Raw genomic sequence first — 22,811 nt, forward strand, 5'->3', positions numbered from 1 at the left:
CGCATTCCCCGGCCATGCGCCCCTGGCACGCTGTACAGGGGACTCTCGCAGCATATGTTCACGCCCCCAGCGAGGGAAGAGTTGAGTGCCTTTCCTCGCCCTCTGGATGCCAATCGTTCACGGATCCTGCTCACATGAGCACGAGTCCTCGGCTTCCCGGCGCGAATGAGCGTCACGCGTTGCAACGCTAGGCTGGCCGCCGATGCTCACCGCCGTCTTCTCCCTCAGCGGCGCCCTCGTGTTCGGCGCGGCCGACTTCCTCGGCGGCCTCGCCGCCAAGCGCGTGAACGCGATGCTCGTCACGGCGGTGGCGGGGCTCACGGGCTTCCTGCTCCTGCTCGTCGTCGCGCCCTTCCTGGGTGGCGGATGGGCAGCGCACGACGTGCTCTGGGGTGTCCTCTCGGGGGTCGCCGGCGCGGTCGCGATCACGCTCCTCTACGCCGCCCTCGCGATCGGCCCGATGAGCATCCTCTCGCCGCTCACCGCCGTCATCTCGGCGGTCGTGCCGATGGTCTGGGGGCTCGTCGTGAGCGGCGAACGACTCGCCTCGCTCGGATACTGGGCGCTCGGCCTCGCGCTCGTCGCGGTCGTGCTGGTCGGGTTCGTGCCCGAGCGGGGCGCCGTGCGGCCCAGCCTGCGCGGCCTCCTCATGGCCACGGGATCGGGCCTCGCGATCGGCACGTTCTTCATCACGATCGACCAGACCACCGACGAGAGCGGCATCACGCCGCTGATCCTCAACCGCGGCGTCAGCGCCGGGCTCATCTTCCTGGTGCTCGGCGTGCTCGCCGCGGTGCATGCCCTGCGACGGCGAGGCGCGACGACCGAGGGCGAGCGGATGCCGCGGGCCTCCGCCGGCGGACTCCGCCTCGCCGTCGCGTGCGGCGTCGTCGACGTGACGGCCAACGCGCTGCTCCTGCTCGGCATCCGCGCCGGCGACCTCTCGGTCGCGGCGGTGCTCGGCGCGATGTATCCGGCGGGCACGATCCTCCTCGCCGCGGTCGTGCTGAAGGAGCGCATCGCGCCCGTGCAGTGGGTGGGCCTGGCGCTCGCGCTGGCGGCGGCGGGGATGCTCGCGCTGGCGTAGGGGTCTCGGGACGCGTCGCTTCCGGGGGCGCTCCTCGACCCCGAGGCGCTACAGGCGCACGACCTCGGTGATGTGCACGATCGCGGTCCCGACCTCGGCGGACGCCTCGAGGTCGACCTCGCCGCGGATCCGCCAGTCGTGGTGGCCCGCGGGGTCGTCGATGGTCTGCTCGACCCGCCAGGTGCCCGCCGCGGCATCCGTCTCGTCGATCGTGACGAGTCTCGGCGAGCGCGCCGGCCCGCCCGTGCCGATCGCGTCGTGCTCGGCGTAGTAGCGGTCGAGCGCGTCGGCCCAGCCCGCGTCGGGGTCGAGTTCGGCGAGCTCATCGTCGCGTTCGAGCGCGGCAAGTTGCACGCGCCGGAACAGCTCGTTGCGCACGAGCACCGTGAATGCGCGTCGGTTCGTGACGACCGACGGCGGCGCGGGCGGCACCACGGGCGCTTCGTCCTCCGGCAGGTGCGCGGTGGGGTCGACGAGCTCGTTCCACTCGTCGACGAGGCTCGAGTCGACCTGGCGCACGAGCTCTCCGAGCCACTCGATGAGGTCGAGGAGCTGCTCGTCCTTCGCCTCGGTCGGCACGGTCTGCCGGATCGCGCGGAACGCGTCGGAGAGGTAGCGCAGCACCAGCCCCTCGCTGCGGGCGAGCTGGTAGAACGCGACGTACTCGCCGAACGACATCGACCGCTCGAACATGTCGCGCACGACCGACTTCGGCGACAGCTCGAAGTCGCGCACCCACGGCTGGCTCGACGCGAACGTTTCGAACGCGTGCGCGAGCAGCTCGGCGAGGGGCTTCGGCCAGGTGACCTCCTCGAGCAGCTCCATGCGCTCCTCGTACTCGACGCCGTCCTGCTTCATCGCGGCGACGGCCTCGCCTCGGGCCTTGTACTGCTGCTGCGAGAGGATCGGTCGCGGGTCGTCGAGCGTCGACTCGATGACGGACACGACGTCGAGCGAGTAGTGGCCCGTGCCCTGCTCGCTCGTCTCGGGGTCGAGCAGCTCGATCGCGGCGAGCGCGAACGGCGACAGCGGCTGGTTGAGCGCGAAGTTCGGCTGCAGGTCGACCGTGAGCCGCAGGTCGGCCAGTCGCCCGGGCGCCGAAGCGGGCATGAGTTCGACGACGCCCGCGTCGCGCAGCGTGCGCAGGAGCTCGAGGGCGCGGCGGGCGAGCTCGAACCGGCGCGACCTCGACTCGTGGTTGTCGAAGACGAGCGAGCGGATGCCGCGGGCCACGTCTCCCCCGCGGCCGACGACGTTGATCAGCATCGCCGCCGTGAGCTTCAGCTGCGGCTCGAGCGGCTCGGGCTCGGCGGCGACGAGCCGTTCGTACGATCCCGCGCCCCAGGTGATCTGGCCGGCGGGCGCCTTCTTGCGCACGACCTTCTTGAGCTTCTTCGGGTCGTCGCCCGCCTTGCGGACCGACGACTCGTTCTCGATCTCGTGCTCGGGCGCGAGCACCACGACGGTGCCGGCGGTGTCGTAACCGGCACGGCCCGCGCGCCCGGCGATCTGGTGGAACTCCCGCGCCGAGATCTGGCGCATCTTCTGCCCGTCGAACTTCGCGAGGGCCGTGATGAGCACGGAGCGGATGGGCACGTTGATGCCGACGCCGAGCGTGTCGGTGCCGCAGATGACGCGGAGCAGCCCGCGCTGCGCGAGCGTCTCGACGAGTCGCCGGTAGCGGGGCAGCATGCCGGCGTGGTGCACGCCGATGCCCGCGCGCACGAGCCGTGAGAGCGTCTTGCCGAACGCCGTGGTGAACCGGAAGCCGCCGATCGCCTCGGCGATCTCGTCGCGCTGCTCGCGTGTGACCACCCGGATCGACGACAGCGCCTGCGCGCGCTCCATGGCCTGCGCCTGCGAGAAGTGCACGATGTAGACGGGCGCCTGCCGCGTCTCGATGAGCTCCTCGACGGTCTCCTGCACGGGCGTCTTCGCATAGGAGAAGTGCAGCGGCACCGGGCGCTCGACGCCGGTGACCCGTGCGGTCTCACGCCCGGTGCGGCGGGCGAGGTCGTCGGCGATGGCGGTGACATCGCCGAGCGTCGCCGACATGAGGATGAACTGCGCCCGCGGCAGCGTGATGAGCGGCACCTGCCACGCCCAGCCGCGGTCGGGGTCGCCGTAGTAGTGGAACTCGTCCATGACGACCTGGTCGGCCGCGGCATCCGCCCCGTGCCGCAGGGCGAGGTTGGCGAGGATCTCGGCGGTGCAGCAGATGATCGGGGCATCCGGATTCACCGAGCTGTCGCCCGTGACCATCCCGACGTTGCGGGCCCCGAAGATCTCGACGAGCTGGAAGAACTTCTCGCTCACGAGCGCCTTGATGGGCGCCGTGTAGTAGCTGCGGCCGCCCTGGGCGACGGATGCCGCGTGCGCGGCCACCGCGACGAGCGACTTGCCGGTGCCCGTGGGCGTCGACAGGATGACGTTCGCGCCCGAGACGATCTCGATGATCGCTTCGTCCTGGGCGGGGTAGAGCGCGAAGCCGCGCTCGTCTGCCCACTCCACGAACGCCTCGTACATCGCGTCGGCGTCGTACGGGCGCGGAGCGCGGTCGAGGAGCGGCTGGGTCATCCGTCCGAGTCTGTCACGCGCCGGGCGGGCGTCGCGCCCGTGCCCCGGAGTCAGGCGCGGGGCGCGAAGTCGGCGGCGAGCCGGCCGAGGGCGTCGCCGTCGTCGGCGTCGAGCTCGTCGGCGGATGCCTCGAACGCCCCGGATGCCCCCGATGCCGCCGCGGCCGGCGCGACCGTGACCTCGGGCCCGCCTGCGGGTGACCATGCGATGCTGCCGTGCTCGAAGCATCCGCTGAACTCGCCCGTGCCGGGCTCGTACCGCACGTCGGCGACGGGCAGGCCGAGCGTCGAGTGCTCCCAGCCGAGAAGCGCCCAGATGTCGCGCACCATGCCGTGCACCACGGCGGCGCCATGGCGGGCCGTCCAGTAGATCGAGCCGCCCTCGAAGTGCGCATAGCCGCCGTGCACGCCCACCAGCGGCTGCTCGTCGGTGGTCGGCAGGCCGAGGAACGACGACTCGCGGCCGAGGTCCTGCCAGCGCGCCGCGATCTCGCCGTGCACCTCGTGGGCTCCAGTGCGCTCCGACCAGTAGACGGTGCCGTGGTCGTACTCGCGGCGGTACACCTCGGCGTCGCCGACCCGGGTGTGCGGCGTCCGCGCCTCGCCGAGCCACGCGTGCTGAGCGCGCTTCTCGCTGATCGCCGGCACCGCGAGGAGGAGCCGGCTCGACGGGTCGAAGCGCACCGCCGCGCGGAAGTCCGACCAGCTGACCGCGCGGTCGCGGCGGCTCGTGCGGTGGTCGGCTCGTGCGTGGTGGGTGGGCGACATTCGCTGGGGTCGCGTCATCCGCTGGTCCATGGTGGTGCTCCGCTCATCGGCCCGGACATCCGGGGAGGACCCGGTGATCCGGGTGAGACAGGGGAAGCCGGCCGGCACCTCACGTCGAGTGGAGGCGCCAGGCCGGCTTTCCGATCGCCGGCCGTGGAGACAGTTCCCCCTGCGGCCCACGGCTCGACGATCGACTCCCACGTTACGAGCGGTGCGCACAGGGTGGATCAGGGCTATCCCTGATCTTCGGATGCCGCGTCAGCGCGTGCGTTCGACGGCCGCGCGGGCGGCGGCGGTCGTCGTCGCCACGATCGACTCGCGTCGGGCGACCGCGCGGTCGGCGCCGCCGCCGACGAGGAACCCGTCGAGTTGCCCGAGGACGGGCCAGGCGTTCACGAGCGACACGATGGTGAGCAGCAGTTCGCCCGCGGTCTTGCGGGAGACGCCGGGCAGCATCTCGGCGAACCGCTCGAGCTTCTCCGCGTGGTACGCGGCTCGCGTGGCATCGGCGGCGGGGGCCGTGCCCCGCTCGAGCCCCTCCCAGAACACGAGGCGCGGGATGACGCCGTCGGCGACATGGTGGTCGAAGAGGCGTCCGGCGTAGTCGCCCACGGCCTCGGCGCCGACGCCGGTCATCGGCACGTCGTCCATCGAGGCGCGGAGCCTCGTGCCCAGCACGGCGGCGAACAGCTCGTCCTTCTTGCCGAAGTACTGGTAGATGCGCTCCTTGTTGACGCCCGCGGCCTGGGCGATGCGGTCGACGCGTGCACCGGCGAGACCGTGCTCGGCGAACTCGGCGGTCGCGGCGTCGAGGAGTCGTCGTCGCGTGCGCTCGGTGTCCCAGGCCATGCGGCCAGTCTACAATTTCCAACTAGGTAGTTGCGGATGCCCCTCCGGCGTGCTTCAATTTACAACCATTCAGTTGGAGATTGACCGAGGAGACCACATGTCCACCGATTCCATCACCCCCGTCGCGACATCCGCCCCCGCCGCATCCGCCCCCGCCGCCCCTGTCGCGGCCCCCGCGCCGCCCTCGGTGCACGTCCGCGCCGTCGTGACGTGGCTCGCGATCTTCCCGCTCGTCGCCCTCGGCATGCTGGCCATCGCCCCGTTCGCGGAGTCGTGGCATCCGGTGCTCCGCGCATTCGTGCTCACGCTCGTCGTCGTGCCGCTCGCGGTGTACGTCGTCGTGCCCCGCCTCATGCTCGGATACGCCGCGATGCGCCGGCGCCGCGCCGCCCGCGTTCGGGGGTGAGCGCTTGATCCGGTCGATCGCGGGCCAGTAGCGTTCGGACTGGCCGACATCCGCCGGCGCGTCATCGTCGCAGGAGGACCGCATGCTGATCGCCGAGCAGAGGGGCGTCGCCGCCGAGGCCCCACCGCAGACGGGTGACTTCGACGTCGCCCTCGTGGTGGTGCACGGCATGGGCAGCGCCTACAAGAGCCAGATCCTGCTCGAGTGGGCCGAGCCGATCCTCGAGCGCATGGACTGGCTCGCGCGCGACCGCATCTACGGCGCCGACGAGAGCCATGGCGTGAAGATCCATGCCGCCGATCTCGCCGTCGACACCCCCGTGGTCGCCGCGACCGTGCGGTACCCGAAGCGGCGCGACCCCGATGCGGCGCCGGATGCCCCGATCGAGACGGGGGTGCGCAACATCGCGATCCTCGAGGCGCGCTGGTCGGAGTCGTTCGTGCCGATGACCCGGGCGCAGGTGTTCCGCTGGGCCGTGCCCTTCCTCTGGCGGGTGATCACGCGCACCCTCCGCCTGTTCCTCGGCACGATGGTGCTCCTGCCGTGGATGACCCTCGTGAACCACCTGCGCATGGACCGCCGCCTCCTGTTGCTGCCGCGCACGGTGAACCTGATCGTCGACCTCATCCGGCTCATCGTCAGCACCGTCGCGTTCATCGTGACGTGGGTGTTCCTCGTGGCCGTCGGGATCGTCGCGACGCCGATCCTGCCCCTGCTCAGCCCGCTCCTGCTCATCCCGTGGTTCAAGGGCGTCGCGCAGGGCGTGCTCGACCAGCTCGTCGAGTCGATCGGGGATGTCGCGACCTGGAAGGAGCGGCCCGTGCGGGCCTCGGCGATGCGCCTCGTCGTGCGCGACGCGCTCACCCGGGCCAAGGAACTCGTGGGTGACGGCGACGTGCACCTCTTCGCGCACTCGCAGGGAGCGGCGGTGTCGACGTACGCGCTCTTCGAGGAGCTCGACCCGGCGGCCTACCACGTGCGAAGGCTCACCACGGTGGGCGCCGCGGTCGTGCTCCTCGGCCGGGAGAGCTGGCGCGGGCGGAAGGACGGGTACACGCCCGTGCAGACCTGGATCGAACGGAACCGCGCGGCGGCGCCCGGCGAACGCGTCGAGTGGGACAACCACTGGGCGACGTGGGATCCGTTCTCGGCAGGGCCGATCGCCGACACTCGCGACGGCGCCCGGAAGCGCTGGCGCGCCGCGTACTTCCCGTCGGCCGGCACGATCGCCGACGGCCCCGAGGAGCACGCGGTGCACAACACCAGCCAGCCCTTCCTCGACCACGGCATGTACCACGCGAACACCACCCAGGTGGTCGAGCCGACGGCGCGACACCTGCTCGGGCCCGAGTTCCCGCCGGTGCCCGACCCGGTCGCCTACCTGCGCAACCGGCTCGTGGTCATCGACAAGAAGTCGCTCGGGCTCTCGACCATCGCGGCGGTCGTGATCGCGGCGGTCCTGCCCGGACTGCCCCTGGCATCCGTCGCCTTCGCCTGGCTCGTGACATTCGTCGCGGGCGCCGTCGGTCGCGCGGTCGCGTTCGTCACGTCGGTCGACGTCGAGGCCGGTGCCGCGTCAGGCGTGAATGCCGTGGCGTTCCTCGTCGACGACGGTCAGCTCTCGGCGATCGGCTGGGCCGTGGCATCCGCTCTGGTGCTCGCGCTCCTGATCTGGCTGAACCAGCTCATGCAGGGCCAGACCGAGCGTTCCATCGTGTGGGACCGCTGCCCGCTCGACGTGCGCACCTGGCTCGTGCTCACCGCCATCCCCCGCGCGATCTACGTGCTCGCGGCCGCCGCGGTCGTGTGGTTCGCGATCTTCGCGTGGAACGTCCCTCGGCTCGACCCGGCCGCCCTCGTGTGGGCGGGCGTCGGGCTCGCGGTCGTCGCGGGCTTCGTCATCGTCGAGCCGCGGTTCGCGCCCGCGCCGTCGGTCGTGCCGGCGCATCCCGCACCGGGAGGAGCGGCCGTACAGCCGCCGCGCGAGCCGCTGCGGCTCGGCGTTGCGATGAAGAGCACCGAGTACCTCGCCGAGCTCGCTGCCCGGCGCGCGGCGCTCCGCCCCGAGGGTCCGTGGGCCACGTGGTGGGCGAAACGGTTCCACGACTGGCGACCGGAGGCCGAGCACGAAGCGGCCGCTCCCAGCCGCGACGCCTGACCGATCGTCTCGCCGTCAGTCGCGGCGTGCCGACGGCGCCTGCACGGTCGGGCGGAGCACGCCCCCCGGGTCGCCGCCGGTCGTCAGCTCGACGATCGCCTCCACGAGCCGGAACGGCACGAGCGCCACGAGGTGCACCACGATGAGCGGAGCGAGCACCCCCGTCGCGACGTTGAGCAGGAGCATGAGCGGCGCGAGCCGCCACCACGGCACCGCGGCGAGCGCAGGCACGAGCACGAGTGCGAGCCAGGCCGGGTTCAAGAACGCGGCGACGGATGCCCCGGCCACGACGACCGCGCCGAGCACCGCCTGCGCCAGGAAGAGCAGGCCGACGACGCCCCCGAACGCACGCTCTCGATCGGCCGACACCCACGCCCACATGAGCCAGGCACGCAGCAGGGGTACGCCCTGCTCGCGGAGCGCCGTACGGAACACGCGGTCGTCCTCGCGGCGCAGGGCCAGCGCGGCCCGTCGATCGCCGAGCTCGTCCGCCACGTCGGAACGGTCGTCGTGCAGCAGCGCCGGCGCCGACTGTCGCCCGTAGCTCGCGATGAAGTTCCAGAGCCACGACGGCACCGACGCGAGGTCGCTCGTGCGCCCGGCGCGGACGTCGTACCGGTGCCCCGACACCGGGTCCTCGTAGACGAAGCCCTCGCGCACCTCGAAGCGGTAGCCGTCGGCCGGGCGCTGCGCGAGCAGCAGCTCCTCGAGGTCTCGTCCGTCGTCGGTCCGGAACGGCATGCGGTCTCCTTCGCTCGCGACCCATCATGCCGCGCGCGGTCAGTCGAGCAGGAGCGCCACTGCGAGGAGCCGGGCACCGGCGCTCATCGTCGTGACGATCCGGATCACGAGCGGCCGCCCTGAAGTCCGAGCAGCCCGAGGACCTCGACGAGGAAGTCGCGAAGCTCTGCCTCGGACGTCTCCCCGGGCCGGACGAGGACCCGCCATACCAGCGCGCCCCCGACCACGTCGCTGAGCAACGCCGCGTCGGCAGCCGAGCCGCGCGATGACTCCTCCATCAGCGCTCCGAACGCGCTCCATCGCGGCCCGAGGACCTCGGTCCAGTACCGCTCGATCAGCTCCGGTCGGTCGGGTGCTGCTCCGATCAGGCGCGCCAGCAGGGTGCGCGAGGCGGGCTGCGCCAGTTCTCTCGGAATCGCATCCGTCATCCAGGCCAGCACGTCATCCACCGACATCGCCGCCGCGTGGCCGAGTGGCCGTTCGGCTCGCTCGCGCACCCGCGCGATCGCGTCGACCAGCAGCGCGTCCTTGTCCCTCCAGCGCCGGTACACCGTCGGCCGCGTCACGCCCGCGCGCGCGGCGATGCGCTCGATGGTCGCTCCGTCCGGCCCCTCCTCGATGAACAGCTGCAGCGCCGCGCCGAGGATGGCGTCATCCACCGCGGGGTCCCGTGGACGGCCGCGTCCTCGAGTCGGCGAGCTCACGCCGGCTCTTCGCGGGCGCCCGCCGGAACCAGGTGCCGACGCAGGAACTCGAGTTGGTCCGCCATCACCTGCCGACGGATGTGCGGCGCGTTGTAGAAGTCGAAATGGCCGCCGGAGTACCGCTTCAGTTCGCCACGCGGCGCCCGTTCGGCGATGGGGCGCGTCATCTCCTCGGGCGTCACTCGGTCGTCGGCGGCGATGCACACGAGCAGCGGCGACTGAACGAGCGGCGCGAACTTCTCGGGCCGATACCACATCATCTCGAGCAGCCCGCGCGGCGCGACCTCGTTCCGCCAGGTCGTGCTCTCGCCCCTCAGCAGCTCCAGGTGCCGCTGGGCATCAGGCACCGCGGTGACGGCGACCGTACCGGGCGCACCGACCATCGGGATCAGCTTCGGTGGCAGCCGGAGGACGCCCCGGAGGCCATCGGAGAGCATCGCGCCCATCAGCCGCCAGGCGTCCTTCGCGCTTCGCCCCTCCACCTCCTTCGGGAATCCATTGAAGGGGATCTGGGCGATGACGGCGGCGATCCGCGAATCGCGCGCGGCCAGCACGACCGCATGCGCTCCGCCCAGCGAGTTGCCCCACACGGCGACGCGGTCGGCATCGATGCGCGGGTGCGCCCGTGCGACGGCGACCGCCGCCGAGAAGTCCTCGAGCTGGTCGTTCACGTCGACCACCTGCCGAGGCTCACCGCCGCTCGCACCGAAGCTGCGGTAATCGAAGAGCAGCGCGGCGAACCCACCCTCGGCGAAGCCGGCCGCCACGTCGAGCAGGCGGTCCATCGTCCCACTGAACCCGTGCGCGAGGACGACGGCCGGCAACGCCCGCTCGGCGTGCTCGGCGTGCTCGGGGAGGAAGAGGACACCCGCACAGCGAGTGCCGCCGACGTCGAACGCGATGTCCTGCAGATGGGGGCGCATGGATTAACGATACACATGTGCATTGTTATTCACAAGAGACGGCTCCGGCCCATAGGCTCGGGATGCAGGCGGAGTCGGACGGGCGGGGGAGACGAATGGCCGAAGCGGGCGAGCAGGGCGGGAGTTCCGGGATCGACGCGGCGGCGGCATCCGTCGACCTCGAGGTCGTCGACGCCTGGTGGCGTGCGGCGAACTACCTCAGCGTCGGGCAGATCTACCTCATGGACAACCCGCTGCTCGACGAGACGCTCACGCCCGAGCACATCAAGCCGCGCCTGCTCGGCCACTGGGGCACCTCCCCCGGGCTCAACCTCGTCTACGCGCACCTGAACCGGGCGATCGTCGAGCGCGGAACTCCCGCGCTGTACGTGTGCGGACCGGGACACGGTGGCCCCGCCATGGTCGCCAACACCTGGCTCGACGGCACCTACTCCGAGCTGTTCCCCGCGGTCGCGGCTGACCGCGACGGTATGCGGCGCCTGTTCCGCCAGTTCTCGTTCCCCGGCGGAATCCCGTCGCACGCGGCGCCCGAGACACCCGGTTCCATCAACGAGGGCGGCGAGCTGGGGTACTCGCTCATGCACGCGTACGGCGCCGCGCTCGACAACCCGGGCCTCGTGGTGGCGTGCGTCATCGGCGACGGCGAGGCCGAGACCGGACCGCTCGCCGGGAGCTGGCGCGGGCACGCGTTCCTGAATCCCATGACCGACGGCGCCGTGCTGCCGATCCTGCACCTCAACGGCTACAAGATCGCGAACCCGACCCTGCTCGCGCGCATCCCCGAGTCGGAGCTCGTCGAGTTCCTCCGCGGCAACGGCTACGAACCGCTGCTCGTCACCGGCGGCTTCGACGGCGAGGACCACCTGGCCGTGCACGCGCGCATGGCCGACGCGATCGACGTCGCGTTCGAGCGCCTTTCCGACATCCGAGCGGATGCCGCGACCGGCGCCTTCGACCAGCGGCCGCCGCGGTGGCCCGCCATCGTGCTGCGCACCCCCAAGGGCTGGACGGGTCCGCGTGTGGTCGACGGAGTGCAGGTCGAGGGCACGTTCCACGCACACCAGGTGCCGCTCGCCGGGGTACGTGAGAACCCCGAGCACCTCGCGATGCTCGAGGAGTGGCTGCGCTCGTACCGGCCCGAGGAGCTCTTCGACGGCGACGGCCGCCCTGCCACCGCCCTCGACGCGCTGCGGCCGCGCGGCGAGCTGCGCATGAGCGCGACCCCGGTGGCGAACGGCGGCATCGTGCGGCGCCTCGAGCTTCCGGACACCGATCCGTTCGCGCTCGATGTCCCGGTCGAGGCGCGCGGTGCGACGGGTGAGGCCACGAAGGTCTTCGGCGAATGGCTCGCCGAGCTCATGCGCGCGAACCCCGACGACGTGCGACTGTTCGGTCCCGACGAGGTGCTCTCCAACCGGCTGGGCGCGGTGTTCGAGGTCACCGACCGGGCGTGGGCCGCCGAGCTGCATCCGCTCGACGAGCACCTCGCGAGGTCGGGCCGCGTGATCGAAGCGCTCAGCGAGCACCTCATGCAGGGCCTGCTCGAGGGGTACCTGCTCACCGGGCGGCACGGACTCATCACGAGCTACGAGGCGTTCATCCACATCGTCGACTCGATGTTCAACCAGCACGCGAAATGGCTCGAGTCCGCCAACGACGTCGCGTGGCGCGGCGACGTCGCGTCGCTGAACTACCTGCTCTCGTCGCACGTGTGGCGGCAGGACCACAACGGGTTCTCGCACCAGGACCCGGGCTTCCTGAACGTCGTCGTGAACAAGCAGGCCGACGTCGTGCGCGTCTACCTGCCGCCCGACGCGAACACGCTGCTCACGACCATGCGGCACGTGTTCGACACCCAGAACCGCGTCAATGTCGTGGTCGCCGGCAAGCAGCCGCAGCCGCAGTGGCTGTCGGCCGACGAGGCCGAGGCGCACGTCACCGCCGGCCTCGGGGTCTGGGCATGGGCGGGCAACGAGCCCGACTTCGACCCCGACGACCCCGCGGCATCCGTGCCCGCCGTGGTGCTCGCGTGCGCCGGCGACGTGCCGACCCTCGAGACCGTCGCGGCCGCCCAGCTCCTGCGGAACCGCCTGCCGGAGCTGACCGTACGCGTCGTGAACGTCGTCGACCTCATGCGCCTGCAGGACCCGTCGCACCACCCGCACGGCCTGCCCGACCTCGCGTTCGACGGGATCTTCACGCGCGAGTCACCCGTGATCTTCGCGTTCCACGGCTACCCGTCGCTCGTGCACCAGCTCGCCTACCGCCGCACCAACCACAAGAACCTGCACGTGCGCGGATTCGTCGAGCGTGGCACCACGACGACGCCGTTCGACATGGTGCACCTCAACGATCTCGACCGATACCGGCTCGCCCTCGACGTGCTGCGCCGGGTGCCCGGACTCGCGGGCGAGCCCGGGGTGGCCGAGATCGCCGACGAGTGGCATGCCGCTCGAGCCGCCGCGCGCGACCATGCGTACGAGTACGGCGAGGACCCCGACTGGATCACGGGGTGGGAGTTCCGCGCCTGAAGCTCCCGCGTACTCAGGTGCGCGGCGGGAGGCGGCGCGAAGCGTCCGATTCTGCGGATATACGATCCGACACCCCGCCGCTCGGGCGGCCACAGCGGCGTGTCGGATCGTATATCCGCGGTTTCGGACAGACAGACAGAGACAGAAGCGGCGCGCGGCTCGCAACTGAGGCGCCTACCAGCGGTCGTGCACCAGGACCCGGATCTCGCGGTCGTAGAGCTCGCGCACCTGCGCGTCGAAGCCCTCGGGCAGTTCGAGCGACCCCGCCGCGGCGTTCGCCCGGGCCTGCTCGGGGCTGCGCGCACCGGGGATGACCGAGCTCACGCCGTCCTGCGCGGCAATCCAGGCCAGGGCGACCTGCGCCGCCGTGGCGTCGGGTGCCGCAGCCCGGGCGAGCTCCGAGAACTCGGCCGCGGCACGCACACCCGTCTCGTAGTCGACGCCCGAGAACGTCTCGCCCACGTCGAAGGACTCGCCGTGCCGGTTGAAGTTGCGGTGGTCGTTGGCGGCGAACTGCGTGTCGACCGTATAACGGCCCGAGAGGAGCCCGCTCGCGAGCGGCACGCGCGCGATGATGCCGACGCCGGCCCTACGGGCCGCGGGCAGCACGTCGTCGAGCGGCTTCAGCCGGAACGCGTTGAGGATGATCTGCACGCTCGCCACATTCGGCCGGGCGATCGCGGTGAGCGCCTCGTCGACCTGCTCGACGCTGACGCCGTACGCGGCGATCGCACCCTCGTCGACGAGCGTGTCGAGCGCGTCGAACACCCGGTCGTCGGAGTACACCGAGGTCGGCGGGCAGTGCAGCTGCACGAGGTCGAGCGTGTCGACGCCGAGGTTGGCGCGGGAGCGGTCGGTCCAGGCACGGAAGTGCTCGAGCGAGGAGTTCTCGTGCTCCTGCGGCATCCGACGGCCCATCTTCGTGGCGACGGTCACGCCCGAGCCGGGGTGCTCGCGCAGCCAGCGGCCGATGAGGGACTCGCTGCGGCCATCGCCGTAGACGTCGGCCGTGTCGAAGAACGTGACGCCGGCCTCGTGGGCGGCGTCGAGTACGGCGAGCGCGTCGGACTCGTCGACCTCTCCCCAGTCGGCGCCGAGCTGCCAGGTGCCGAGTCCGATGATCGAGACAGTGCGGCCGGTGCGGCCGAGCGTGCGGGTCTGCATGGGGTCGAGCCTAGCCCGCAGCTGCATCGCAGCGAGGGCTCACCCGACCGGGATGGGCACGGCGCGACCACTCACCACGATGCCGCCACGCTCGGGGATGTCGACCATCAGCTCGCTCGGCCGGCCGACGTGACGCCCCTGCTCGATCTCGACCCGCGCCGGCGGCGTGACGACGCCGAGGTGCCGAAGGTACGCTCCGACGGCGGCCGCCGCGGCACCCGTCGCCGGATCCTCGGTGATGCGGCCGACCGGGAACGGGTTGCGCGCCTCGAACCGAAGGCCCCCGCCCGCGGCATCCGGAAGCCGGTGCAGCACGATGATCGTCGCGGGCCAGGCCTGCGCGTCCATGAGCTGCCGGGCCGCCGCCGGGTCGAATCGGAAGCCGTCGAACGCCGCCGCGTCCCGCAGTACCAGCACCGGGTGCCGGTTCCCGGCGAACGCGACGAGCGGCGGATACCGGTCGTCGAGGTCCTCACGCACCAGTCCGAAGAGGTCGAGCAGCAGGTCGAGCACGTCGTCGGGAAGGGGGAACGTCTCGGGCTCGACGCTCGTGAACGCGGCTCGCAGGGCGCCGGCGTCGTCGGAGGTCTCGATCGCGACCTCGCCGACCGGGGTCGCGAACCGGATCAGGCCGGGTCCCTCGCGTTCCGCGATCGCGACCGCGGTGGCGACGGTGGCGTGACCGCAGAACGGCACCTCGGCGACGGGCGAGAAGTAGCGCACCACGCGGGCACCGCTCGACTCCCCCGTGATGAACGCCGTCTCGGCGTCATCGACATCGGCGGCGATGCGCTGCATCTCGGTGTCATCGAGGGCGGAGGCGTCGAGCACCACCCCGGCAGGATTGCCGCCACTCGGCTCGTCGGTGAACGCGGCGTACCGGAGGATCTCGGGGGTCGTCATCCCGCAATCATGCCCTGATCGGCGAGTACCGTGTCGCCGACCAGGTGTCGCACACCGCGCTCGACTTCGTGTCGCGCCATCCGGCCGCCCGCAGCACGGAGCGCACGGCGTTGTCGCCCGGTGCCGTCGAGCCGCGGCCCTTGCCGTGCACGACCCAGACGTGGGTCGCGACGCCGCACTCCCCGAACCACACGGGCAGCAGTTCGAGCTCGGCGTCGCTTCTCACGACCACGACGACGAGCTCCGCCTCCCATGGCGCGGCGCGCGGGGCATCCGCCAGCGCGTCCTCGAGCTCGGGCCGGGGCAGCGCTCCGCGGACCGCGATGGGCGTGCCATGGGTCACGCCGAGCTTCTCGGCCAGCGTCGGCGGCGGTGTGCTGAGGGCATTCGCCCATGCGGATGCCGCCGGCCCGAGCCGGAACCGATAGGTGTCCCCGTCGGCCTCGAACGACACGATCCCGTCGACCGCCTGCACGTGCGTCCACGCGGTGCGGGGCACGCTCGCGCGGCGTTCGCCGGAGATGTGCAACCCCGCCGATTCCAGGTGCAACGTGACGGCGGCACCCCCGTGCTCGCCGATCCAGGTTGCCTTCGCCTGCCTCCCCATGCTTCAACCCCCTGCATCATGATCGTCGCCGTCGGATCATGATGCAATGCCCCCATGGGGTGTCACGCCGGCTGTCACGCCCGTAGCTCGTGCAGGCGAATGGGCCCCATCCCGCCTGTGGGGCGGGCATGGGACCCATTCTCCTGCGGAAGCGATCGGTTCAAACAAGGGGCTGAGGGCTCAGGCCTCCTGCTCGGCCCCGAACCGCTGACGGGCCTCGATCGGGATGAGCGGATGCTCCGCCCGCGCCCTGATCTGCTGCACCGCCCACGAGTTGCCGTCGGGGTCGGAGAAGCCGAAGAACGTCCCGCCGTCGCGAGGGTCGATCACCTGGATCTCGGTGCACTCGACTCCGCGCTCGACCAGCTCCGCACGTGCCGCTTCGGCGTCTGCGACGACGAGCTGCACGCCCTTCAGCGACCCCGGCGTCATCTCGCGCTGCGCAGGGAGTGTGCCCATGACGATCGAGCAACCCGACCCGCGCGGGGTGAGCTGGGCGAAATGCATCTCGCCCATGACGGTGTCATGGTCGAGCTCGAATCCGACCCGATCACGGTAGAACTCGATGGCGCGATCCAGATCGCTCACCGGGACGATGACGACCTCGAGGGTCCAGTCCATGATGTGCTCCCTCCTTCGTCGCGGGGGTCAGGCCGCGAGCACCTCGTCGAGTCGCTGGTAGCCCTCGCGGAGGCCCTGCTCCATGTTGCTCTGCACCATGCCGTCGCGGGTCTCGACGCTCGGGTACACGGAGTGGATCCGGACGCGCGTGCGCCCGTCGCCGAGGTCTTCGAAGGTCAGCGTCTCGTTGCTCACGACGTCGGGGAAGCCCTCGAATTCGAAGGTCTGGATCACCAGCTCGTTCTCGCGCACCGTGTGGAACGTGCCGTTGAACGCGTATGCCTCGCCTTCGGGGTTGGTGTGGACGTAGCGGTACCCACCGTGGCTGACGAAGTCCCAGCGGTCGACGGCCATCTCGTAGCCGTTCGGACCGAGCCATTGCTTCACGAGCTCGGGGTCGCGGTGCGCGTTGAACACGGCGGCCACGGGCGCATCGAACTCGCGCTCGATCTCGATGAAGGGCAGGCCCTCGGGGGCGCTGATGGTGACGGGGTTGGTGGTGGTGGTCATGATGGGTTCTCCTCTGTGGTGCCGGGCGTCGGTCCGGCATCGGATGCTGCGGCGTTCGTGCCGCGGTCGGTGGCGAGCAGCGCGTCCAGAGCGCGGAACTGCTGCTCGTGGATCAGCCGGTAGCGGTCGATCCACGCGGTGAGGGCCTCGAGCTGCGCGGCGTCCAGGTGCACCGGGCGTCGCTGCGCGTCGCGACTGCGGGTCACGAGGCCGGCCTGCTCGAGCACCTGGATGTGCTTCGAGACGGCCTGCTTGGTGATCTGGAACGGCTCGGCGAGTTCATTGACCGTGGCCGGCCCCCGGCTCAGACGGGCGATGATGCCCCGTCGCACCGGGTCGGCGAGTGCCATGAAGGCGCGGTCGAGACGGTCGTCGGCGCTCGGGTCCACGATCATCCCGCCTCCTTCGTTATCAACCATTCATTTGATCAACCAATTCATTGACTACAGTACGCCGACAGCATCGGCTCGTCAAGTGGGTCGTACGCGGGACTCGCGGGGCTCCGGCATCCGGAGCAGAATCGGGCGGAGGAACGACGACGACCTGGAGGCCACGATGCCCGTCACGCTCAATCCGTACCTGAACTTCCACGACGACGCCCGCGAGGCGCTGGAGTTCTACCACGCCGTCTTCGGCGGTGAACTCACCATCTCGACGTTCGCCGACTTCCAGGCGGCCCAGGATCCGGCCGAGAACAACCTCGTCATGCACGGCCAGATCGACGGCGCGAACGGCGTCACCCTGATGGCCGCCGACACACCGAAGCACCTGGAGTTCCGCGGCCACGAGGGCTTCTCGGTGTCCCTCTCGGGCGACGACGACGCGACCCTGCGCGGCTACTGGGAGAGGCTCGCCGAGGGCGGGAAGGTGGTGGAGCCGCTCGAGACGGCGCCGTGGGGCGACGCCTTCGGCATGCTCGTCGACCGCTTCGGCGTGAGCTGGGTCGTCAACATCGCCGGTTCGGCGTCGTAGGCGGTTTCGGGGGGTCTCGACACCGGATGTCGCGTCCGAGGTCGGTCTCGGTCCCTCGCGGCTGTCAACCCCTCGCCGCTCCGACACACCCCGCCTACCGTGGGACACCCCGGCGCTGCGGACGCATGCGCCGGCCGATGGGTTGGAGACGGATGCGATGACGGGATGGAACACGGACACGCTCGCACAGACCGCCGGTGACGGCGCGGTCACGATCGTCGAGGGGTCCTCGTTCTGCGTCTCCGCGGCCAACGGCGACATCGTGCCTGAGCTTCCCCACGGCGTCTTCTTCCGCGACACGAGGCTGGTCTCGCGCTGGACCCTCCTCATCGACGGTGCGCCCGTCGAGGCGCTGTCGTCGGCCACGCCCCAACCGTTCCAGGCCGTGATGATCGGACGAGCCGGGCACATCCCCGGGCGCGCCGACACCTCGCTCATCGTGGAGCGCGATCGTCACGTGGACAACGGGCTCCGTGAGACGCTGACCCTCAAGAGCTACTCGCGAGAGCCCACGTTCTATCGCGTCGAACTCATTGCCGAGTCCGACTTCGCCGACATCTTCGAGGTGAAGGAGGGCCGGGCGACGGGTGAGCCGCGGCCGGCGGGCGAGGAATCGCCCGGACGGCTGCGGATCGACTCCGCCCGAAGCGATCGGAGCTTCGGCCTGGCGATCTCGGCACCGGGTGCCGCCGTGTCGGGCGACCGCCTGTCGTTCGACGTCATCCTCGGGCCGCGTGGAACGTGGTCGGCGGAGGTGCGCGTCGCGCCGATCGTCGACGGCGAGGTGGTGTCGATCGGCACCGACACCGGGCCGCTCCCCCAGTTGGAGCCCGCGCGGCGGTTCCTGGCCTGGCAGTCGGGCATCCCGGTGCCGTCGCTCGAGGACGTCACGCTCGAACGCGTCGTCCTGCAGAGTCAGCGCGACCTCGGCTCCCTGCGCATCTTCGACCCGCGGCATCCCGAACGCGCCGTCGTGGCCGCCGGTGTCCCGTGGTTCATGGCCCTCTTCGGGCGCGACTCCCTGCTCACCGCGCTCATGTCGCTCCCGCTCGACCCGACGCTCGCGGTGGGGACGCTGCAGACGCTGGCCGACCTGCAGGGCACCAAGTTCGAGCGGTTCTCCGAGGAGCAGCCCGGGAAGATCCTGCACGAGGTCCGCCTCGGCGCCGCGACGAACCTGGCTCTCGGGGGCGGTTCGGTCTACTACGGCACTGTGGATGCGACGCCGTTGTTCGTCGTGGTGCTCGGCGAGCTCGCCCGCTGGGGCGCACTTCCCGACGACGCATCCGACCTCATCCGCGCCGCCGACCGCGCGCTCGACTGGATCGCCCGTGACGGCGACCGCGACGGCGACGGGTTCGTGGAGTACGGCCGCATGAACGAGCACGGCCTCGTGAACCAGGGCTGGAAGGACTCGTGGGACGGCATCTCGTTCGCCGATGGCACCCTCGCCGAGGCTCCCATCGCCCTCTGCGAGGTGCAGGGCTACGTGTACGCCGCCTACGAGGCGCGTGCGGCACTCGCCACGATCCAGGGCGACGCCGACGGCGCGCAAGCGTGGGCCACCCGAGCCCAGGAATTGAAGCGCGAGTTCAACGAGCGATTCTGGCTCCCCGACCGGGGCTATTTCGCGATCGCCCTCGACGGGAGGAAGCGAACGGTCGACGCCTGCGCGTCGAACATGGGCCATTGCCTCTGGAGCGGCATCGTCGACGACGACAAGGCCGCAGCGGTCGCGGAGCGCCTGCTCTCGAACGAGATGTTCAGCGGTTGGGGCGTGCGCACCCTCGCCACCGACATGGGCGCCTACAACCCCGCGAGCTACCACAACGGTTCGGTCTGGCCGCACGACAACGCGATCATCGCCGCCGGGCTCATGCGCTACGGCTTCGTCGAGGAGGCCAACCGCATCGTGATCGGGCTCTTCGAAGCGGCCAGCCACTACGGCGGCCGCCTGCCCGAGCTGTTCTGCGGCTTCGACCGCACCGAATACCCCGAACCGGTGGCGTATCCGGCCTCGTGCTCACCGCAGGCCTGGGCGGCGGCGACACCGTTCTCGCTGCTGCGCACGACGCTCCGATTCGACCCGTCGGTGCCCACCGGTGACCTGTGGCTCGCGCCGACGTCCACGAACGACCTCGGCGACATCCACCTCCGCAACATGCCCTTCGCCGGCGCCCGGATCTCGGTGGATGCCACGCGTAAGGGCGCATCGGTCGCCGGGCTCCCTCCGGGCGTCACGCTTCACCGGACGCCCCGCTGGGCGCCGGCCGTCTCCACCCGAAAGGACCACTCATGAGGATCGGCATCATCGCACCCCCGTGGATTCCCATTCCGCCGTCTGCATACGGCGGCATCGAGTCGTTCATCGACATCCTCGCGCGCGAGCTCGTGGATGCCGGCCACGACGTGATGCTCGCGGCATCCGGTGACAGCACCTCGTCGGTGCCGCAGCTCGAGGGGTTCCCGCCCGCCGACCACGAGACGATGGGCGTGACCACGCACGAACTGCGCCACCTGATCCGCGCCTACACGAAGTTCGAGGGCGCCGACGTCGTCGTCGACAACACGCTGGCCGGCCCGATCGTCGCCCGCAGCCTGCGCACGGGGCCCACCGTGACCATCGCCCACGGACCCTTCATCCCCCTGGTGCAGGAGCTGTACGCCGTCGCCTCACCCGACATGGCGTTCGTGGCCATCTCGCATCACCAGGCCTCGACCGCGGGTGACATCCCCATCGCGCGGGTGATCCACCACGGCATCCACGTCGAGACCATCCCCATCGGCCCCGGCGGCGACAGCGCCTGCTTCGTCGGCCGGATGAATCCGTCGAAGGGGCTCCCCGAGGCGATCACCGTCGCCGAGCGGGCAGGCATTCCGCTCCGCATCGCGGCGAAGATGCGGGAGCCCGCCGAGGAGGAGTACTTCGACGAGGTCGTGCGCCCGGCGCTCGGTTCGAACGCCGAGTACCTCGGCGAACTCGATGCCGACGAGAAGTACGAGCTCATGGGCTCATCGCTCGCGCTGCTCAGCCCGATCCAATGGGATGAGCCGTTCGGGCTCATGATGATCGAGGCGATGTCGACGGGTACGCCGGTGGTGTCCACGAACCGGGGCTCCGTGCCCGAGATCGTCGACGAGGGACGCACGGGGTACATCCGTGACGACCTCGACGAGCTGGCCGAGGCGCTCGGGAGGACCACCGACCTGGATCGCGGCGCATGTCGCGCGAGTGTCGAGGCCCGCTTCACCGCGCGGCGAATGGCCGCCGACTACATCGCGCTCTTCGAGGATCTCGTCGATCACCCGTGGGGGCGTGCGGATGCCCAGGCGTGGCCGACGAGGGCCGCAGACGAGTCGCCGGCCGCCGGCGAGCAGCCCGGTCGATCCGCCGTCGGGGAGTCGACGAACGCGTAGCGGAACTCAGTCGAAGAGCTCCGAGAGCCAGCTCTCCTTCTTCTTGCGGCGGGGGGAGCCCTGGTCGTACCCGCGGTCGTACGGCTGCTGGTATGCCGGGGCGGGCTGCTGCCCGTAGCCGGGGCCCTGCGGCTGCACGGGCGACTGCGGCTGGGGCGGCGGCGCCACCGAGGAGGGCGCCGCGAATTCGCGCGCCGCACGCTCGACGATCTTGTCGAGTTCGCCACGGTCGAGCCAGACGCCGCGACAGGTCGGACAGTAGTCGATCTCGATGCCGCTGCGCTCGCTCATCACGAGCACGGATCCGTCATTGGGGCACTGCATGGGCTTCTCCTTCGGGGTGTCGGGCGAGCCTATGGCTCGAAGCTCGGAGGATGCTCCGGGTGTCGATACGGCGTTGCGCGCCCTAGACCAGGGCCGGAAATGCGCGAACGGATGCCGCGCCGCGCCTCACTGGGAGGCGCCGGCAGCGGCATCCGCTCGTCGACCGGCGGCGGACCGCCGATCATGGGGTGCGAGAACTACGCGATGACGCGAATGTTCTCGGCCTGCAGGCCCTTCGGGCCGCGGGCGGTCTCGAATTCGACCTTCTGGTTCTCCTCGAGCGAACGGTATCCGCCCGACGCGATCGCGCTGAAGTGCGCGAACACGTCGGCAGAGCCGTCATCCGGGGCGATGAAGCCGAAGCCCTTGTCGGCGTTGAACCACTTGACGGTTCCGGTTGCCATATTCTTTTCCTTCTGTAAAGCCGAGCCGCTGAACGGCTGCGACGTGCACGACTCGGGGCCGTGCGGGGTTCCGACGGCGACGTCCGCCGCCGGAAGCTTGTGGTCGATCAGACCCGACGGAACTGGTTCACCATCGGACAATCGAACGGGTCACGGGCGGCGAGGCCGACGCGATTGAGGTAGCTGACGACGATGGCATACGACTGCAGCACCGTCGTCTCGGTGTAGGGCACGTCGAGCGTGCGGCAGTACTCGCGAACGATCTCGCGGGTCTTCGCCAGGTGCGGACGCGGCATGTTGGGGAAGAGGTGGTGCTCGACCTGGTAGTTGAGGCCGCCGAAGAGCGCGCTGGCCCACCAGCCGCCCGAGACGTTGCGCGAGGTCAGCACCTGCTTCGAGAAGAAGTCGAGCTTCGCGTCCTTGGGGATGATCGGCATGCCCTTGTGGTTGGGCGCGAACGAGGCACCCATGTAGATGCCGAAGACCGCCAACTGCACGCCGATGAAGGCGAACGCCATGCCGAGGGGGAGGACCCAGAAGATCGCACCCAGGTAGACGGTGAACCGCGCGGCCATGAGGCTGAGCTCGATCCAGCGGCCCTTGACCGGTCCGCGAGCGAAGAGCGTGCGCACCGAGGTGATGTGCAGGTTCAGGCCCTCGAGCGTGAGCAGCGGGAAGAACAACCAGCCCTGCCGGCGCGTGATGAACGCCATGACCCCGCGCTGCTTCGCCGCCGACTCCTCGGTGAAGGAGATCGTGTCGAAGTCGATATCGGGGTCCTTGCCGATCTTGTTGGGATTGGCGTGGTGCCGCGTGTGCTTCGTCATCCACCAGGCGTAGCTGATGCCGACGACGCCGGCGGCGAGGATGCGCCCGATGCGGTCGTTCGCGGGGCCCGATTCGAGCACCGCGCGGTGCGAGGCCTCATGGGCGAGGAACGCCACCTGGGTGAAGATCAGGCCCAGCGCGGCCGCGATGAGGAGCTGGAACCACGAGTCGCCGAGCAGGATGAACCCGGTGATCGCTCCGCCGAGGGCGAGCGCGAGACCTGCGACGAGCGAGAGATAGAACCAGCGAGTGCGGTTCAGGAGGCCGGATTCGCGAACGACCCGGGAAAGTGCCGTGTAGCTCCGTGTGATGTCCATG

At 70.7% G+C, this 22,811-nt stretch carries 22 protein-coding genes; 7 read left to right on the forward strand and 15 right to left on the reverse strand.

The annotated features are described in order from the left end of the window. Nucleotides 1-202 precede the first annotated feature (202 nt). Entirely contained in the window at nucleotides 203-1,087 is an 885-nt protein-coding gene (locus AB0K73_RS09575) for an EamA family transporter (RefSeq protein ID WP_360517521.1), read from the forward strand. A 48-nt stretch (nucleotides 1,088-1,135) separates the two neighbouring features. Here AB0K73_RS09575 and AB0K73_RS09580 read toward each other — a convergent pair whose 3' ends face one another. From AB0K73_RS09580 to AB0K73_RS09590, 3 genes are all read right to left on the reverse strand, one after another. Then, nucleotides 1,136-3,664 carry a DUF3516 domain-containing protein gene (locus AB0K73_RS09580; RefSeq protein ID WP_360517524.1) on the reverse strand — a complete coding sequence of 843 codons (2,529 nt, stop codon included), beginning with the start codon at nucleotides 3,662-3,664 and terminating at the stop codon, nucleotides 1,136-1,138. A 50-nt stretch (nucleotides 3,665-3,714) separates the two neighbouring features. Beyond that, nucleotides 3,715-4,449, reverse strand: a complete 735-nt coding sequence (locus tag AB0K73_RS09585; RefSeq protein WP_360517527.1) for a hypothetical protein — start codon at nucleotides 4,447-4,449, stop codon at nucleotides 3,715-3,717. A gap of 240 nt (nucleotides 4,450-4,689) precedes the next feature. Next, nucleotides 4,690-5,280, reverse strand: coding sequence for a TetR family transcriptional regulator (locus AB0K73_RS09590; protein WP_360517529.1), 591 nt, complete (start codon nucleotides 5,278-5,280; stop codon nucleotides 4,690-4,692). A 97-nt stretch (nucleotides 5,281-5,377) separates the two neighbouring features. Here AB0K73_RS09590 and AB0K73_RS09595 point away from each other — a divergent pair, with 97 nt between their 5' ends. Together AB0K73_RS09595 and AB0K73_RS09600 are read left to right on the forward strand one after the other, a co-directional pair. Beyond that, nucleotides 5,378-5,686 (forward strand): hypothetical protein, encoded by a 309-nt coding sequence (locus AB0K73_RS09595; protein ID WP_360517532.1) that lies wholly within the window; start codon nucleotides 5,378-5,380, stop codon nucleotides 5,684-5,686. Nucleotides 5,687-5,768: 82 nt separating this feature from the next. After that, nucleotides 5,769-7,844, forward strand: a complete 2,076-nt coding sequence (locus tag AB0K73_RS09600; protein WP_360517535.1) for a hypothetical protein — start codon at nucleotides 5,769-5,771, stop codon at nucleotides 7,842-7,844. A 15-nt stretch (nucleotides 7,845-7,859) separates the two neighbouring features. Here the strand turns inward: AB0K73_RS09600 and AB0K73_RS09605 are convergent, their stop codons facing one another. The 3 genes from AB0K73_RS09605 to AB0K73_RS09615 form a co-directional block, all read right to left on the reverse strand. Continuing rightward, nucleotides 7,860-8,585, reverse strand: coding sequence for a DUF1353 domain-containing protein (locus tag AB0K73_RS09605; protein WP_360517538.1), 726 nt, complete (start codon nucleotides 8,583-8,585; stop codon nucleotides 7,860-7,862). A gap of 104 nt (nucleotides 8,586-8,689) precedes the next feature. After that, complete coding sequence (locus AB0K73_RS09610) at nucleotides 8,690-9,244, reverse strand: TetR/AcrR family transcriptional regulator (RefSeq protein WP_360517541.1); 555 nt, start codon at nucleotides 9,242-9,244, stop codon at nucleotides 8,690-8,692. Between the two features lie 41 nt (nucleotides 9,245-9,285). Continuing rightward, nucleotides 9,286-10,212: an alpha/beta fold hydrolase gene (locus tag AB0K73_RS09615; RefSeq protein ID WP_360517544.1), complete on the reverse strand. Its 927-nt coding sequence runs from the start codon at nucleotides 10,210-10,212 to the stop codon at nucleotides 9,286-9,288. Nucleotides 10,213-10,307: 95 nt separating this feature from the next. Here AB0K73_RS09615 and AB0K73_RS09620 point away from each other — a divergent pair, with 95 nt between their 5' ends. Next, the gene (locus tag AB0K73_RS09620) at nucleotides 10,308-12,743 is read left to right on the forward strand and encodes a phosphoketolase family protein (RefSeq protein WP_360517547.1); all 2,436 of its coding nucleotides are present in this window, start codon (nucleotides 10,308-10,310) and stop codon (nucleotides 12,741-12,743) included. Nucleotides 12,744-12,917: 174 nt separating this feature from the next. Here AB0K73_RS09620 and AB0K73_RS09625 read toward each other — a convergent pair whose 3' ends face one another. From AB0K73_RS09625 to AB0K73_RS09650, 6 genes are all read right to left on the reverse strand, one after another. Further along, nucleotides 12,918-13,907, reverse strand: a complete 990-nt coding sequence (locus tag AB0K73_RS09625) for an aldo/keto reductase (RefSeq protein ID WP_360517550.1) — start codon at nucleotides 13,905-13,907, stop codon at nucleotides 12,918-12,920. Nucleotides 13,908-13,946: 39 nt separating this feature from the next. After that, nucleotides 13,947-14,810: a PhzF family phenazine biosynthesis isomerase gene (locus AB0K73_RS09630; protein ID WP_360517553.1), complete on the reverse strand. Its 864-nt coding sequence runs from the start codon at nucleotides 14,808-14,810 to the stop codon at nucleotides 13,947-13,949. A gap of 7 nt (nucleotides 14,811-14,817) precedes the next feature. Next, nucleotides 14,818-15,417 (reverse strand): hypothetical protein, encoded by a 600-nt coding sequence (locus AB0K73_RS09635; RefSeq protein ID WP_360517556.1) that lies wholly within the window; start codon nucleotides 15,415-15,417, stop codon nucleotides 14,818-14,820. Nucleotides 15,418-15,597: 180 nt separating this feature from the next. Further along, on the reverse strand, nucleotides 15,598-16,038 hold the full coding sequence (locus AB0K73_RS09640) for a VOC family protein (protein ID WP_360517560.1): 441 nt from the start codon (nucleotides 16,036-16,038) through the stop codon (nucleotides 15,598-15,600). 27 nt (nucleotides 16,039-16,065) lie between these two features. Further along, a complete protein-coding gene (locus tag AB0K73_RS09645; RefSeq protein ID WP_360517563.1) occupies nucleotides 16,066-16,548 on the reverse strand; it encodes an SRPBCC family protein in 483 nt (160 codons plus the stop codon). Next, nucleotides 16,545-16,943: a metalloregulator ArsR/SmtB family transcription factor gene (locus AB0K73_RS09650; RefSeq protein ID WP_360517566.1), complete on the reverse strand. Its 399-nt coding sequence runs from the start codon at nucleotides 16,941-16,943 to the stop codon at nucleotides 16,545-16,547. The genes AB0K73_RS09645 and AB0K73_RS09650 overlap by 4 nt, the downstream gene beginning before the upstream one ends. Nucleotides 16,944-17,103: 160 nt before the next feature. Here AB0K73_RS09650 and AB0K73_RS09655 point away from each other — a divergent pair, with 160 nt between their 5' ends. The 3 genes from AB0K73_RS09655 to AB0K73_RS09665 all read left to right on the forward strand — a co-directional run bounded on the left by AB0K73_RS09655 (nucleotide 17,104) and on the right by AB0K73_RS09665 (nucleotide 20,937). Beyond that, nucleotides 17,104-17,520, forward strand: a complete 417-nt coding sequence (locus AB0K73_RS09655) for a VOC family protein (protein ID WP_360517569.1) — start codon at nucleotides 17,104-17,106, stop codon at nucleotides 17,518-17,520. A gap of 157 nt (nucleotides 17,521-17,677) precedes the next feature. Next, nucleotides 17,678-19,819 carry a glycogen debranching N-terminal domain-containing protein gene (locus AB0K73_RS09660; RefSeq protein ID WP_360517572.1) on the forward strand — a complete coding sequence of 714 codons (2,142 nt, stop codon included), beginning with the start codon at nucleotides 17,678-17,680 and terminating at the stop codon, nucleotides 19,817-19,819. Beyond that, the gene (locus AB0K73_RS09665) at nucleotides 19,816-20,937 is read left to right on the forward strand and encodes a glycosyltransferase family 4 protein (RefSeq protein WP_360517575.1); all 1,122 of its coding nucleotides are present in this window, start codon (nucleotides 19,816-19,818) and stop codon (nucleotides 20,935-20,937) included. The genes AB0K73_RS09660 and AB0K73_RS09665 overlap by 4 nt, the downstream gene beginning before the upstream one ends. Nucleotides 20,938-20,943: 6 nt before the next feature. On the opposite strand, the gene AB0K73_RS09670 is transcribed toward AB0K73_RS09665, so the two are convergent. The 3 genes from AB0K73_RS09670 to AB0K73_RS09680 form a co-directional block, all read right to left on the reverse strand. After that, entirely contained in the window at nucleotides 20,944-21,261 is a 318-nt protein-coding gene (locus tag AB0K73_RS09670; protein ID WP_360517578.1) for a zf-TFIIB domain-containing protein, read from the reverse strand. Nucleotides 21,262-21,458: 197 nt separating this feature from the next. Continuing rightward, entirely contained in the window at nucleotides 21,459-21,665 is a 207-nt protein-coding gene (locus AB0K73_RS09675; protein ID WP_360517581.1) for a cold-shock protein, read from the reverse strand. A 107-nt stretch (nucleotides 21,666-21,772) separates the two neighbouring features. Then, nucleotides 21,773-22,810, reverse strand: a complete 1,038-nt coding sequence (locus tag AB0K73_RS09680; protein WP_360517584.1) for an acyl-CoA desaturase — start codon at nucleotides 22,808-22,810, stop codon at nucleotides 21,773-21,775. Between the last annotated feature and the right edge of the window lies 1 nt (nucleotide 22,811).

Source organism: Agromyces sp. NPDC052230 (assembly GCF_040679595.1).
Classification (GTDB): Bacteria; Actinomycetota; Actinomycetes; order Actinomycetales; family Microbacteriaceae; genus Agromyces.